Source organism: Ruania zhangjianzhongii, assembly GCF_008000995.1.
In the GTDB taxonomy this organism is placed as follows: domain Bacteria; phylum Actinomycetota; class Actinomycetes; order Actinomycetales; family Beutenbergiaceae; genus Ruania; species Ruania zhangjianzhongii.
On the sequence record NZ_CP042828.1, the window covers coordinates 2,566,610 to 2,580,232 of the forward strand.

The following is a 13,623-nucleotide window of genomic DNA, read 5'->3' on the forward strand; positions in this document are numbered from 1 at the left end:
GCAGCCGGTCAGTCGTCAGCGGCCGCGCATACCCTTGCGGTCCGGGCGGGCACGGCGCGGGTCCACGCCCTTCGGGATCGGCAGCGCGTGCGACTTCAGCGCGCGCAGCCGCTTGGATACCTCGGCGGTCTCGTTCTTGGTCAACTGGGGCTTCTGCTTGCGCACCTTCGAGGCGATCTTCGGCAGCGGGATCTGGCCCTCGTCCCGGCCGCACTGCAGCAGCACGATCGGCACGTTCGGTACGATCCGCGCCACCCGCTTGCGCTCACTCTCGAGCAGCTTGGGTACCCGGTGTGCCGGTCCTTCGGCGATCAGCACCACACCCGGGCGGCCGACGGCCCGAAACACCATGTCCTGGTGGCGCGGGTCGATCGCCACCGGTTCCTCCTCGATGTTCCACCCCCGCTTGATCGTGCCGAGCGCGGCGGAGACGGCGCCGGGCTCACCCTCGATCCGGCGGTAGGCCACGGTCTCGGCGCGGCGGGCGAGCACAAACATCGCCGCCAGGAGACCGAACGGCACCGACATCAGTGCGAAGTAGACCACCTGGTCGAAGAGCAGGCCGATGGCCACCCCGATGGCGACCACACCGAGGAAGATGCCGAGCAGCACGAACGTGATCGACGGTTGGGCCCGCCGCACCATCTGGAAGACTTCCCAGATCTGGTGGTACCAACGCTTCTTCTTCGGCTTGGGCGCCGCGCCCGCATCTGTGGTGTTCTTCTTCGCCATGATGGGTCCCAGCCTACCGGTCCGCCGACGCCCCGATGGCGCTGTGCGCCGGGCTCACAGACTGGAGTGGAGGGCGGCGTGGACGAGCGCGTCGGCAGCCGGCGGATCGGCGGCAGCGTCCACCGAGGCGAGGACGACGCCCGGCCTGATCTGCTGCCACCAGCTACCCCGGACCAGTAGCACCAGGGCGCACCCGTTCAAGGCGTTCACCCCGGCACCGGTCTGTGCCGCCACCGCGTGCACCGCAGTGTTCACCACGGCCCAGTCGATCACGTCCTGGCCGCCGCGGGCGGCCTGCAACTGTTGGTCCACCCACCGGCGTGGGCTCGGCCGGACCGCTCGCGCAGCGGCCTGCAGGGCGGGGCGTTCCTGGAGTGCGGCGAACCGGGGCGGATCGGCTGCCGCCGTCAGTTCTGCGCGCAGTCGACGGGTCACCTTGCCCCAGCTCTCGGTCACCTGGTCCGGGCGGAGCAGCTGGCGCCGGCACTCGAGCTCGACCAGCTCCCGCCACCAGGCGTGCCACTCGATCCCGGCAGCCTGCTGGTCCACGTCCAGCGCGATCGGCGCCGGGGGGTCGGTGAGCGGCGGAGGCACGTCGTCGCTGGCGGGCACCGCCAGCCCCGCGCCGTCCCGCACGCGCAGCGCGAGGTGCAGCACGTCGCTCACCTCGACGGCGAACCGCCAGGAGCGTGTGCCTGCCAGCTTCATCGGTCGGCTGGTTTCGGGTCAAGGCGAGTTCCGCAAGGCCTCACCGAGCCAGCAGGCCTCACCGTGCGAGCCCGTCTCACGGGGCCAGCAGGCCTCACCGTGCGAGCCCGTCTCACCGTGCGAGCCCGTCTCACCGGGCCAGCAGGGAGGCAGCCTCCTGGCGGGCGGTGACCGGCTCCGCGAGGTGTGCCAGCGCCTCCGGGATCGTCTGCCCCCGGCGGGCCATCGCCTGGCCCCACAGCCGACCGGCACGATAGGAGGAGCGCACCAGAGGTCCGGCCATCACACCGAGGAACCCGATCCGCTCCGCCTCTTCGGACAGCGCCACGAACTCCTCCGGCTTCACCCACCGGTCCACCGGGTGGTGGCGCAGCGAGGGCCGCAAGTACTGGGTGATGGTGATCAGGTCACAGCCGGCGTCGTGCAGCTGCTCCAGCGCGTCCACGGACTCCTCGTAGGTCTCGCCCATGCCGAGGATCAGGTTGGACTTGGTGACGAAACCGTCCTCGTGGGCGGCGGTGAGTACCTGCAGGGACCGCTCGAACCGGAACCCGGGGCGGATCCGCTTGAAGATCCGCGGCACCGTCTCCAGGTTGTGTGCGAGCACCTCCGGCCGGGAGGAGAACACCTCGGCCAGCTGGTCCGGATCGGCGTTGAAGTCCGGGATGAGCAGCTCGACGCCGGTGCCCGGGTTGACCTGGTGGATCTGCCGGACGGTCTCGGCGTACAGCCAGGCTCCGCCGTCCTCCAGATCGTCCCGTGCCACCCCCGTGACCGTGGAGTAGCGCAGACCCATCGCTTGTACAGATGCGGCCACGCGGCGCGGCTCGTCCGCGTCGAAAGCGGCTGGCTTCCCGGTGTCGATCTGGCAGAAGTCGCACCGCCGGGTGCACTGGTCCCCGCCGATCAGGAAGGTCGCTTCGCGATCCTCCCAACACTCGAAGATGTTCGGACAGCCCGCCTCCTGGCAGACCGTGTTCAGACCCTCGCGCTGCACCAGCGAACGGAGCTCGGTGTACTCCGGGCCCATCGTGGCGCGGGTCTTGATCCAGGAGGGCTTCTTCTCGATCGGGACCGCCGCGTTGCGGGCCTCGACGCGAAGCATCTTGCGTCCTTCAGGAGCGACAGCCATTTCTCGCTTACCTTCCATCGGGGGCTTACGCCTCACCCTATGCCGGGGTCTGCCCGAATGCGCCAAGGGGACCACATGGTGACCAGACCCCCGGCCCACCCGCCCCTACTGCGGTCGTCATGTCAGAGGTGCGATATGGCGCACCCCTGACATGACGACCCGGAGGGAAATGGGGGTCATGCCGCTACCCGGGCTAACAGTGGGCTCAGGGCTTGCTGCAGGTGCGGCTCGAAGGCATCCGCGCAGTCGGTCACCGAGATCTGTCCACCGGTCAGTGCAGAAATGGACGTGACACCGGCGTCGGTGATCCCGCAGGGCACGATCGAGGAGTAGGCGGCCAGCTGCGGGCAGGCATTGATGGCCACCCCGTGCATGGTCACCCCGCGGGCCACTCGCACCCCGATCGCGGCGATCTTGCGGTCCTGCGCTCCGTCCTGTCCGCGCACCCACGCCCCGCTACGCCCCTCGACCCGTTCAGCGGTGATGCCCCAGTGCGCGCAGGTGTCGATCACCGCCTGCTCCAGAGCCCGCACGTAGGCGACCACGTCCACCGGTTCGGCCAGCCGCACGATCGGGTAGGCCACCAGCTGGCCGGGGCCGTGCCAGGTGATCCGGCCGCCGCGGTCCACGTCCACCACCGGGGTGCCGTCCGTGGGCCGGTCCCACTTCGCCGTGCGCCGCCCGGCGGTGTACACCGAGGCGTGCTCGAGCAGCAGCGTGGTGTCGGCTCCGCCGTCCACTACGGCGCCGTGCAGATCCCGTTGCCGGTCCCACGCCTCGTGGTAGTCGATGAGCGATTCTCCCAGACCCCACCGGTGGATCATCATGGCGTCCACTGTATGCCCAGTGCGCCGCCGGTCTGCCGGTGACAGGGGTAGCGTTCACCAGGTGAGCGATCTCCAGTGCGCGGCCCGGTTCCTGGTGGTCCGCCATGCCGCGGCCGCCTACCCGGATCCGGACCCGGTGGGTGGCCCGGACCTCGGCCTGACCGCGAACGGACGTGCGCAGGCGAGAGCGCTCGCCGAACGACTGGCGGGGGAGCGGGTGGCGGCGGTCTTCACGTCCACGATGGGCCGGGCGGAGCAGACCGCGCAGATCGTCGCCGATGGGCTGGGCCTGGCCGCGGAAGAGCTGCCAGGGGTGCAGGAGTACGCCATCGGGGACCTGGTCGGGAGCGAGGACCAGGAACGAGTCGATGCCGTATTCGACTCCTGGGTGGCCGGCGACCTGACGGCGGCGTACCCGGGCGGGGAGTCCGGTGCCGACCTGGTGGCGAGGTTCGGCTTGGCGATCGACGACGTGGCGGACTCCTATCGCGGGGAGACCGTGGTGGTGATCAGCCATGGGGGAGTGATGGCTGTGGCGATCCCGCGACTGGCCGGGCGTGCCACCCCGGAACTGCTCGCCGCGCGCTGGCTGCCGCACTGCGCGATCGCGCGGGTGGACGTGGACAGCGACGGCTGGGCGCTGCAGCACTGGCCCGGGTCGCCTGATCCGGCAGCCGCCGAGGTTGTGGACAACTCGGCCGAGTAGGGGAGTTCCGGGCGAACCTGTGGACAACGTCCGCGCCCAGCGCGGAACTGCGGTTCGCTGGCGGGATGAGTGCGACGGTCACCGTTCCCGGCTACACCCTCACCGGCGTGGCGGGGTTCGGCGCGGACGGTGCCGTGCGCCGGGGTACCGACGCCGACGGCCGGCCGGTCGCGCTCCGGTTCCTGACCGAGGCACCGGCCGGACTGCGGGCTCGCGTCCAAGCGGCAGCGCGGGTACACGATCCCGGCGTCGCCGGAGTGCTGGGCCTGGTCGAGCTCGCGGACGGTCTCGCCGTCGTGCAGGACTTCATCGACGGGCCCACCCTGTCAACCCTGCGGGCGGCCCGCCGCGGTCTGAGCGTGCCCGAATGCACGCAGCTGGCCGGCGGGCTGCTGGCAGCGCTGGAGGGTCTGCATGCGGCCGGGATCATCCACGGCGATGTGTCGCCGGCGAACGTGATCGTCACCCCCACCGAGGAGGGCGCCGGCCGGCCGGTGCTGGTGGACCTGGTCGGGGGAGCGGGACCGGACCGCGGCACCCGCGGGTTCCGCGCACCGGAAGTGGATACCGGCGCCGCCCTCGGCACTGCGGCAGACGTCTACTCAGCCGCGCAACTGAGCCTGTGGGCCGCCGAGTCGGGAGCGCGTGAGGAGGTGGCGGCGCTACTCGCGCCGTTGCTGTGCCGGGAGCCCGGGGAGCGTCCATCTGCTCGGCGCGCGCGTCAGCTGCTCGACGGCGGAGCTCAGGTGGCGATCGCTCTGGCACCGGCCGAGGTGCTTGCCTCGGCAACCCTGCGTGAGCATGCGGCCCGGGAGCTCACCACCCGGGCGCGCAGCCGGCGCCTACGCCCACGGCGACGGCACCGGGCGGTGGGGCCACGGCAGTGGCTGCTGCGGGCGGCGGCCGCTGCGGTACTGCTCACGCTGGTGACGGGGTCTGCGGTGTGGCAGGGGGCCGTTGACCTGACACCGGAGGCGCCGCCGAAGGCCGCACCGGTGAGCATGGCGGCGGGGATAGCCAGTCGCGTCGCCCAGGCGGCAGGCGAGGCCCGCGCAGGCCACGTGCAGACGAGCCAGGGGCAAGCGGGTGACGAGGAGACCTCCACCGACACCACAGCCGAAATCGCCGCAGCGGTTCATGACCTTCTCGCCAGGCGAGATGCGGCGCTCACGGCACGGGACGCCGTCGCCCTGGCGGATGCCACAGTGCCCGGCTCGCCGCTGGCCGCCGCCGATGCCACGGTGCTCACCGAGCTCACCGACGCCGACCTGCAGCTGCGCGGCTATCGGACCGAGGTGGTCCAGCTGCGGGTCCTCAGCCGCGATCCGGCTACCGCAGCGGTGCAGGCCGAGCTCTCCCAACCGGCGCACGAGCGTCTCGCCGCGGACGGCTCCGTGTCGCGGGTACCCGAGCAGCCGGCGCGGTGCGTGCGACTGGAGCTGGACCGTACCGGCGACGACGCTTCATGGCGGGCTACGACCGCCACGCCCTGCTGAGCCCGGGACGCGAACACTCGCCCGCGCGACCTGATTCGACACGACGTCCGTACCAGGCACGCGCCCTCGGTCGCGCTTTCCAGGGAGGTTGTGTCCACACCCGCGCACGCTGACGCCTTGCCCGATTCGACGAGCAATTGAGGTGACCGCTCCGTAGTGACCGCGGGTAGGGTGTGCGGCATGTCGAGTCCCGAATCGGACAGGTCAGGGGTTGTCGGTCACACCGCCAGCCCCTTGAACCACTAGTTCCGACGCCCACAGCCTGTGTGGGCGTATGGGCGGCGTGCTTGAGCCGCTGGCCGTGGTGACAAGAAGAGCCAATTCTTGATCGCTCACCTCGGAGTCCTCGATGCCTTTTGCTCTCTACATGCTTGCCCTGGCGGTCTTCGTCATGGGCACTTCAGAATTCATGCTCGCGGGACTGCTCCCGGCGATCGCGGCTGACCTTGACGTGTCGGTCGGCACGGCATGTCTGCTCACCACCGCCTTCGCGATCGGTATGGTCATCGGCGCGCCAGTGATGGCAGCATTCGCTCGCCGCTGGCCACCGCGGCTGACACTGATCGTCTGCCTTCTGGTGTGTGCGGGAAGCCACGTGATGGGCGCGATGACCCCCGTGTTCTCGCTCCTGCTGATCACCCGGGTGCTCAGCGCTTTCGCACATGCTGGGTTCCTCGCCGTAGCACTGAGCACGGCCACGACCCTCGTGCCAGCGAACCAGAAGGGGCGCACACTGTCGATCCTGCTCTCCGGCACGACGATGGCAACTGTCGCGGGCGTCCCCGCAGGAGCACTGCTCGGCACAGTGCTGGGCTGGCGGACGACGTTCTGGGCGATCGCCATCCTCTGCATTCCCGCCGCCATCGGAGTGGCCCGGGGCATCAGTCCCAAGAGCGGGCAGTCGGCGACGAGCGCGTCCTCGCCACGGCTTCGTGCGGAGCTCAGCCAGTTGGCGACGCCCCGGCTCATCCTGGCCATGGCCCTCGGAGCACTGATCAACGGAGGGACCTTTGCGGCATTCACCTTCCTGGCGCCCGTCGTGACTGAGACGGCTGGTCTGGCCGAAGGCTGGGTCTCCGTTGTTCTGGTGATGTTCGGGATCGGTTCGTTCCTTGGCGTCACGATCGCGGGCCGGCTATCCGATCAACAACCTGGCCTCGTGCTCGCAGTCGGCGGACCGCTGCTGCTGACAGGCTGGATCATGGTGACATTCGCCGCCCCGGATCCCGTTGCGCTCATTCTCCTTGTCCTCGTTCAGGGCTTCCTGTCGTTCGGCGTCGGCAGCACCCTGATCACGCGCGTGTTGTACGCAGCGTCGGGCGCGCCAACGATGGGCGGTTCGTACGCCACCGCAGCATTGAACATCGGAGCCGCCGCGGGGCCGGTTCTCGGTGCAGTCGGCCTCGCGACCGGGCTGGGGCTGCTTGCGCCGGTCTGGGTAGCTTCCGCGCTGACAGCGATTGCTCTCGTCATCATGCTTCTCACCGGACGCGCACTCACGCAGAACCCTGCGGAGGTCCGTCGATGACTCACGCGAAGGTGCCTCTATGCCCTACCAACACGAGGTCAGCGGGCGAAGAAGTGGTCGGCGGCGGCATCCAGATCGGGCCACCGGAACTCGAACCCGTCGGCGAGCAGGTCATCCGGCGTGATCTTCTGTGAGATCGCCAGCTCCTCGGCGAACGCTCCGGCCACGATCTTCACCGCGAACAGCGGGATCGGCAGCAAGCCCGGACGGTTCTTCGCATGCGCTAGGGCCCTCATCGCCGAGGCGTTCCGGCGCGGGTTCGGTGCGCTCAGATGCACCGGGCCGGAGACCTCGGAGGTGACCAGATGCACCACGGCGCGCACCCAGTCCTCTCGGGTGATCCAGGACCACCACTGCTTCCCACCGGCGATCGGCCCGGCGATCCCGAGGCTCAACGGCAGCAGCATCTCCTCCAGCGCACCGCCGCCCGGATCGAACACGATCCCGGTACGCAGGTGCACCACCCGGTGCCCGGCTTCCTTCGCCGGCGCCGTGGCCGCTTCCCAGGCCACGCATACGCCGGCGAGGAACGACTCGCCGGGAGGGTCCGCCGTCGAGATCTGTTCCTCGCCCCGATCGCCGTAGTAACCGACGGCGGAGGCGTTGATCAGCGGCACCTCGGGGTGACCGGTGGCAGCCAAGGCGCGGGCGAGCAGGGTGGTCGAGGTGATCCGCGACGTGACCAGTTCCTGCCGCCGCGCGGGGGTCCAGCGTTTGTCGCCGACACCTGCCCCGGCCAGGTTCACTACTGCCGTGATGCCCTCGAGCGTGTCCTCGGGAAGGTGCCCGGTGGCCGGATCCCAGGTGATCTCGTCGGCGGTTTGCGCCGGGTGGCGAACCAGACGGGTGACGTCGTGTCCGGCCTCCCGTAGTGCGGTGACCAGCGGCGTGCCCAGAAAACCGGAGACTCCCGCGGCCAGTACGTGTCCCATCCGGTCAGCCTGCCAGGTTCGGCGGCAGACCGCAGCGGGCACCCAGCCATCCGCCCGGAGGAACGAAAAAGCTCGTCGATCTGGCGACGAATCGTCACCAGATCGACGAGCACTCTCCGATCAGAGGCCGAGCTGGCCTTCGAAGCTACCTTCCTCGAGCCGCTTCTTCATCGCGGTGAGGAAGCGTGCGGCGTCCGCACCGTCGATCAGGCGGTGGTCGTAGGAGATGGACAGGTACACCATCTGCCGGACGGCGATCACGTCGCCACCGTCCGGACCGGGTACGACTACCGGGCGCTTGACGATCGTGCCCACACCGAGCATCCCGACCTGCGGCTGGAACAGGATCGGGGTGTCGAACAGGGCACCACCGGAACCGGTGTTGGTGATCGTGAAGGTGCCACCGGCCAGCTCGTCCGGCTTGGCCTTGTTGGTGCGGGTGCGCTCGGCCAGGTCCGCGATGCTGCGGGCGATCCCGGCGAGATTCAGGTTCCCGGCCTCCTTGATCACCGGCACGATCAGGCCGCGCTCGGTGTCCACGGCGATACCGACGTTCTCCGAGCCGTGGTAGACGATCTCCTCGCCCTCGATGCTCGCGTTCAGCTTCGGGTACTGCTTCAGCGCCTCGACCGCTGCCAGGGTGAAGAACGGCAGGTAGGTCAGCTTGACGCCCTCGCGAGCGAGGAAGTCATCCTTCGCCCTGGCGCGCAGCCGGGCGATCTTGGTGACGTCCACCTCGAGCACAGTGGTGAGCTGTGCGGAGGTCTGCAGCGACTCGACCATCCGCTTCGCGACGATCTTGCGCAGCCGGGTCATCTTCTCCCGGGTGCCACGCAGCGGGGAGACCGCCGGAGCGGCGGCGCTCTTCGCTGCCGGGGCCTGGGCCGGTGCCGGTGCTTCCTCAGGTGCCGGCTTGGCAGCGGCCTCTGCGGCCTCGAGCACATCCTGCTTGCGGATCCGGCCACCGACGCCGCTCCCGGTGAGAGAGGCCAGGTCCACGCCCTTGTCCGCCGCGAGCTTGCGCACCAGCGGGGTGACGTAACTGGTGGCCGGCTCGGCGTCGCCTGCCGGCTCCTTCTTCGCGGGTGCCTCCTGCGCAGCACCCTGGGGTGACGGCGCCGGCTGCTGGGGTGCGGCCTGCTGCGCCGGGGCGGGCTCGGGCTGCTTGGCCTGCGCCTTCGGCTCCTCCTGGGGCTCTTCCTTCGGCTCCGGGGCGGACTCGGCAGGCGCGGACTCCTCGGCCGGAGCCGATTTCTGCGCCGGGGCGGGGGATGCCGCTGCCGGACTCGGGGCTGCGGCACCCTCAGCGCCGATGACCGCCAGCACACCGCCGACCTCGACGGTGTCGTCCTCGTTGGCGCGGATCTCCAGCAGCGTGCCGGCCACGGGGGAGGGCACCTCGGTGTCCACCTTGTCCGTGGACACCTCGAGCAGCGGCTCGTCCTCGGCGACGTCGTCTCCAACCGCCTTCAGCCACTGCGTGATGGTGCCTTCGGTGACGCTCTCACCGAGCGCCGGGAGCTTGACCTCCGTGCCCTCGGCGGCGCCGCCACCGGAGCTACCTCCCTGAGCGGGCTGCTCGGCGGGCGCTTCCTGCGCGGCTGCGGGCTGCTCGGCGGGCGCTTCCTGCGCGGCTGCGGGCTGCTCGGCGGGCGCTTCCTGCGCGGCTGCGGGCTGCTCGGCGGGCGCCTCCTGCGCAGGTGCGGGCTCCTCGGCGGGCTCCTCCGCCTGCGCGGAATCAGAGCCGGAGTCCTCGCTGCTGCCGCCTTCACCGGATCCGATGATCACCAGCTCGGCACCGACCTCGACGGTGTCGTCCTCCTCGACCAGGATCTTCTCGATGACCCCTGCCACCGGAGAGGGCACCTCGGTGTCCACCTTGTCAGTGGAGACCTCGAGCAACGGCTCGTCGACCTCCACCGAGTCGCCCACGGCCTTGAGCCACTGCGTCACGGTGCCCTCGGTGACACTCTCGCCAAGGGCGGGCATTTTCACGGATTCGGACATGACCGGGAGTCTCCTTCTCGGTGTTTCAGTTGTGGGAGTGCAAAGGTGAACCGGCCAAGGCCAGTGCAGCCTCACCCAGTGATTCGTTCTGTGTCGGGTGTGCGTGGATCAACGGTGCGACGTCCTGAGGGTAAGCCTCCCAGTTCACCAACATCTGCGCTTCTCCGATCTGTTCCCCCATCCTTGCACCCAGGAGGTGGACGCCGAGGATCGGGCCGCCGCGATGGCGGACCATCTTCACCATCCCGGTGGTGTGCAGGATCTGGCTCTTGCCGTTACCGGCCAGGGACTGCTCCACGGTATCGATCTCGTCGCCGAACCGCTCGCGGGCGGCCGGCTCGGTCAGACCCACCGACGCCACCTGGGGGTCGCAGTAGGTGACCCGAGGGATGTTCTCTTCCGGCACCGGCTGCGGGGAGCGCCCCGCGATCTCCTCAGCCACGAAGATCCCGTGGCCGAAGCCGCGGTGGGCCAGCTGCAGGCCGCGGACCACATCACCGACCGCGTAGATGCCCTCGGCACTGGTGCGCAACCGCTCGTCGGTGCGGACGAAGCCGCCATCGAGCTGGACACCGGCGGAGTCCAGGCCGAGGTCGGCCGTGACCGGTCCGCGGCCGACCGCCACCAGGAGGACATCACCTTCGAGCACGGTGCCGTCTTCCAGAGCCAGCCGCACTCCGCCGTCGTGCTCCTCGGCATTCGCTACCCGAGCACCGGTCCGGGCGGTGATGCCGCGGCGCTTCAGCGCACGCTGGAGTCCCTTGCTGATCGCGGGGTCCTCGCCGGGAAGCAACCGGTCCACGGCTTCCACGATGGTCACCTCGGCGCCGAAAGAGGCCCAGATCGAGGCGAACTCCACACCGATCACCCCGCCGCCGAGCACGAGCGCCCGCTGGGGCACCTGCTCCAGCCGCAACGCCTGATCGGAGGAGATGATCCGCTCACCGAAAGCTACGCCGTCGAGCGTGCGCACCTGCGAACCGGTGGCGATCACCACATGCCGCCCGCGGACCAACCGGGAAGAACCGTTGGTGCCCTGGACCGCCACCGTGTCCGGAGCCACTAGACGCCCCCGACCCGGGACCCAGTCCACGGTCGCTGCCGAGATCAGCCCCTGCAGGCCCTTGTGCAGCCGGTCGACCACGGACTGCTGGTAGGCGAGCAGACCAGGACCGTCCACGCCGTCGAAGGTGGCCCGCACCCCTACCTGGGACGCGGAGCGGGCCTCATCGGCCACCTCGGCGGCGTGCAGCAGCGCCTTAGTGGGGATACAGCCGCGGTGCAGGCAGGTGCCACCGAGCTCGGCCTCGTCGATCAGGGCGACCCGCAGGCCGAGCTGGGAAGCTCGCAGCGCGCAGGCGTACCCACCGCTGCCGGCGCCGAGGACGACGACGTCGTAGGCGGCCTCCTGCGCTTCGCTCACGTACTGCTCCTCATCCGATGCGCGCCGGGCACACCTTCGCCAGTGCTCCACCATCTTGTCACCGGCGAGGCGTCCTGCCCAAGGCTTGGCGGGCGTGCGTGGGTGAGTTTGCTCACCTACCGACGGCGGAGAGTAGCTCGACGAGGGTGCGTACCCCCATGCCGGTTCCCCCCTTGGGCACGTAATGCCGGGCCCCGCCCTCGTTGAACGCGGGGCCGGCGATGTCCAGGTGCGCCCAGGGCAGTCCGCCGGTGAACTCCTTGAGGAAGATGCCGGCCACCAGCATCCCGCCCATCCGTTCGCCGATGTTGGCCAGGTCCGCCGTGGGGGTGTTCAGCGAGGCGCGCAGCTCCTCCGGCAGCGGCATCGGCCAGAACTGCTCTCCGGCGCGGGTGGCGGCCTCGGCCACCGAACTGCGCTCGGCGTCGGTGCCCATCACCGCGCCGACCTGGTTGCCCAGGGCCACCGCCTGCGCACCGGTGAGGGTGGCGATGTCCACCAGCAGGTCCGGCTTCTCCTCGCTGGCTGCCACCAGCGCATCGGCGAGCACCAGGCGGCCCTCGGCGTCGGTGTTCAGCACCTCAACGGTCTTCCCGCCGCGGATGGTGACCACGTCCGAGGGACGCTGCGCCGCGGCGGAGGGCATGTTCTCCGCCAAAGCCAGCCAGCCGGTAACGGCGACCGGCAGCTCGAGGGCGGCGGCGGCGAGCACGGTGTGCAGCACTGCGGCGGCGCCGGCCATATCGGACTTCATCGTCTCCATGCTCTTCGGCGGCTTCAGCGAGAGGCCGCCGGAGTCGAAGGTGATGCCCTTACCCACCAGGGCGATCTTGCGCTTGGCGCGGGCGGGGGAGTAGCTGAGCCGGACCAGCCGCGGCGGCCGCTGCGAGCCCTGGCCCACACCGCTGATACCGCCGTAGCCGCCGTCGAGCAGCTGCTTCTCGTCGAGCACCTTGATCGAGATCTTGGTGCCCTTGACCGCCTTCGCCGCGCGGTCGGCGAAGGAGGCCGGGTAGAGCAGGTTCGGTGAGGTGTTCACCAGATCGCGGACACCGTGCACCGCGTTGGCAGTGACTTCAGCGCGGGCGAGGGCGTCCTTCGCAGCCTTGCCGCGGGCAGCGGTGGCAATCTCGATCGTGCCGACCGGGTTCTTGATCTTGTCCTTGGTGGTGCCGGGCCGGTCGTAGACGTAGTTGCCGAGCAGTGCGCCCTCGGCCACCGCGCCGGCGTCCTGTGCACCCTCGGTGGGCAGGGCGAAGACCACATGACCGGTACCGGCCAGTGCGGCGGTGGCGGAGCCTGCGGCACGGCGCAGCCGCTCCCGGCGTCCGTCGGGGTCCTCGACGGCGCTGCCCAGGCCGACCAGGACGAGCAGATCCGCCTTGACCGCGTCCCCAGCGGGAATCCTGGTGATCTGGCCGGTGTCCCCGGTGACCCCGAGCAGGGTGATCGCACGGGCGACCGACTCCGACGCGCTGCGGGAGAGGAAGTCGGCGCCCTCCACGGTGGCGGAGGCGCCGTCACTGCGGACTCCGATCACCAGGGCATCGGCGGCGAGGCGGGCAGGGTCCTTGGAGCTGAGATTGAGAGTGGTCACCGTTTCATCGTAGGGGAGGCGGCGCGGCAACGGCCCCGCCCCCCTTCCTGGGTCGTCCTGTCACCCGTGCGCTGGAGCGCACCCCTGACATGACGACCGCTGTACGAGCGGGTGCTGGGCACCGATTACCCTGCTCGGGTGACCGTTATCGTCGGCGTGCTGATCGCCTGCAGCCTGGCCCTGGCCGTCTGGGCAGTGGTCCGCGCGGTGCGGGATCAGGCAGTGATCACCCGGCAGCTGATTGCCGCCGCGGTGATCGAGGTCGGGATCCTGGTGCAGATGGTGGCCGCCGGCGTGTTGTCGGTGGGCGGGCACGAGCTGGCCGAGGGCTTCACCTTCTGGGGCTACCTGGTAGTGGCGCTGATGGTGCTGCCGGCCGCTGCCGTGGTGGCCGTCGTGGAACGCACCCGGTGGAGCTCGGTGGCTCTGATCGTCGCGTGCGCCACACTGGCGGTGATGCAGTTGCGGGTGCAGCAGCTCTGGAGCGGAGCGTGAGGAGACCGGATGGAACGGGAAGCGACGGGACCTCGTGCGC

At 70.1% G+C, this 13,623-nt stretch carries 12 protein-coding genes; 4 read left to right on the forward strand and 8 right to left on the reverse strand.

Annotation, left to right across the window (positions count from 1 at the left end):
* Window positions 1–15: 15 nt before the first annotated feature.
* The 4 genes from FU260_RS11945 to lipB all read right to left on the reverse strand — a co-directional run bounded on the left by FU260_RS11945 (window position 16) and on the right by lipB (window position 3,399).
* A complete protein-coding gene (locus tag FU260_RS11945) occupies window positions 16–732 on the reverse strand; it encodes a DUF4191 domain-containing protein (RefSeq protein ID WP_147917265.1) in 717 nt (238 codons plus the stop codon).
* Window positions 733–786: 54 nt separating this feature from the next.
* A complete protein-coding gene (locus FU260_RS11950) occupies window positions 787–1,440 on the reverse strand; it encodes a hypothetical protein (RefSeq protein WP_147917266.1) in 654 nt (217 codons plus the stop codon).
* A 130-nt stretch (window positions 1,441–1,570) separates the two neighbouring features.
* Entirely contained in the window at window positions 1,571–2,572 is a 1,002-nt protein-coding gene (locus FU260_RS11955) for a lipoyl synthase (RefSeq protein ID WP_147917267.1), read from the reverse strand.
* 176 nt (window positions 2,573–2,748) lie between these two features.
* Entirely contained in the window at window positions 2,749–3,399 is a 651-nt protein-coding gene (gene lipB / locus FU260_RS11960) for a lipoyl(octanoyl) transferase LipB (RefSeq protein ID WP_147917268.1), read from the reverse strand.
* Window positions 3,400–3,460: 61 nt separating this feature from the next.
* On the opposite strand from lipB, the gene FU260_RS11965 reads away from it, so the two are divergent.
* The 3 genes from FU260_RS11965 (at window position 3,461) to FU260_RS11975 (ending at window position 7,129) form a co-directional block, all read left to right on the forward strand.
* Window positions 3,461–4,105, forward strand: a complete 645-nt coding sequence (locus tag FU260_RS11965) for a histidine phosphatase family protein (protein WP_168211760.1) — start codon at window positions 3,461–3,463, stop codon at window positions 4,103–4,105.
* Window positions 4,106–4,170: 65 nt separating this feature from the next.
* Window positions 4,171–5,601 carry a serine/threonine-protein kinase gene (locus FU260_RS11970; protein WP_147917270.1) on the forward strand — a complete coding sequence of 477 codons (1,431 nt, stop codon included), beginning with the start codon at window positions 4,171–4,173 and terminating at the stop codon, window positions 5,599–5,601.
* Between the two features lie 349 nt (window positions 5,602–5,950).
* Complete coding sequence (locus FU260_RS11975; RefSeq protein WP_147917271.1) at window positions 5,951–7,129, forward strand: Cmx/CmrA family chloramphenicol efflux MFS transporter; 1,179 nt, start codon at window positions 5,951–5,953, stop codon at window positions 7,127–7,129.
* Window positions 7,130–7,167: 38 nt separating this feature from the next.
* Here FU260_RS11975 and FU260_RS11980 read toward each other — a convergent pair whose 3' ends face one another.
* From FU260_RS11980 to FU260_RS11995, 4 genes are all read right to left on the reverse strand, one after another.
* Window positions 7,168–8,061 (reverse strand): TIGR01777 family oxidoreductase, encoded by an 894-nt coding sequence (locus FU260_RS11980; protein WP_147917272.1) that lies wholly within the window; start codon window positions 8,059–8,061, stop codon window positions 7,168–7,170.
* Window positions 8,062–8,181: 120 nt separating this feature from the next.
* Window positions 8,182–10,068: a 2-oxoglutarate dehydrogenase, E2 component, dihydrolipoamide succinyltransferase gene (sucB, locus tag FU260_RS11985; RefSeq protein ID WP_147917273.1), complete on the reverse strand. Its 1,887-nt coding sequence runs from the start codon at window positions 10,066–10,068 to the stop codon at window positions 8,182–8,184.
* Window positions 10,069–10,093: 25 nt separating this feature from the next.
* The gene (lpdA, locus tag FU260_RS11990) at window positions 10,094–11,491 is read right to left on the reverse strand and encodes a dihydrolipoyl dehydrogenase (RefSeq protein ID WP_235912319.1); all 1,398 of its coding nucleotides are present in this window, start codon (window positions 11,489–11,491) and stop codon (window positions 10,094–10,096) included.
* Between the two features lie 112 nt (window positions 11,492–11,603).
* Entirely contained in the window at window positions 11,604–13,088 is a 1,485-nt protein-coding gene (locus tag FU260_RS11995) for a leucyl aminopeptidase (RefSeq protein ID WP_147917275.1), read from the reverse strand.
* Between the two features lie 138 nt (window positions 13,089–13,226).
* Here FU260_RS11995 and FU260_RS12000 point away from each other — a divergent pair, with 138 nt between their 5' ends.
* A complete protein-coding gene (locus tag FU260_RS12000) occupies window positions 13,227–13,583 on the forward strand; it encodes a hypothetical protein (RefSeq protein WP_147917276.1) in 357 nt (118 codons plus the stop codon).
* Window positions 13,584–13,623 lie beyond the last annotated feature (40 nt).

Excerpts from the sequence above, each read along its gene's own strand:
- lipB (WP_147917268.1), bottom strand. The coding sequence starts at position 3,399 with ATGATGATCCACCGGTGGGGTCTGGGAGAATCGCTCATCGACTACCAC.
- FU260_RS11955 (WP_147917267.1), bottom strand. The coding sequence starts at position 2,572 with ATGGCTGTCGCTCCTGAAGGACGCAAGATGCTTCGCGTCGAGGCCCGC.
- FU260_RS11980 (WP_147917272.1), bottom strand. The coding sequence starts at position 8,061 with ATGGGACACGTACTGGCCGCGGGAGTCTCCGGTTTTCTGGGCACGCCG.
- FU260_RS11975 (WP_147917271.1), top strand. The coding sequence starts at position 5,951 with ATGCCTTTTGCTCTCTACATGCTTGCCCTGGCGGTCTTCGTCATGGGC.
- FU260_RS11945 (WP_147917265.1), bottom strand. The coding sequence starts at position 732 with ATGGCGAAGAAGAACACCACAGATGCGGGCGCGGCGCCCAAGCCGAAG.
- FU260_RS11950 (WP_147917266.1), bottom strand. The coding sequence starts at position 1,440 with ATGAAGCTGGCAGGCACACGCTCCTGGCGGTTCGCCGTCGAGGTGAGC.
- sucB (WP_147917273.1), bottom strand. The coding sequence starts at position 10,068 with ATGTCCGAATCCGTGAAAATGCCCGCCCTTGGCGAGAGTGTCACCGAG.
- FU260_RS11970 (WP_147917270.1), top strand. The coding sequence starts at position 4,171 with ATGAGTGCGACGGTCACCGTTCCCGGCTACACCCTCACCGGCGTGGCG.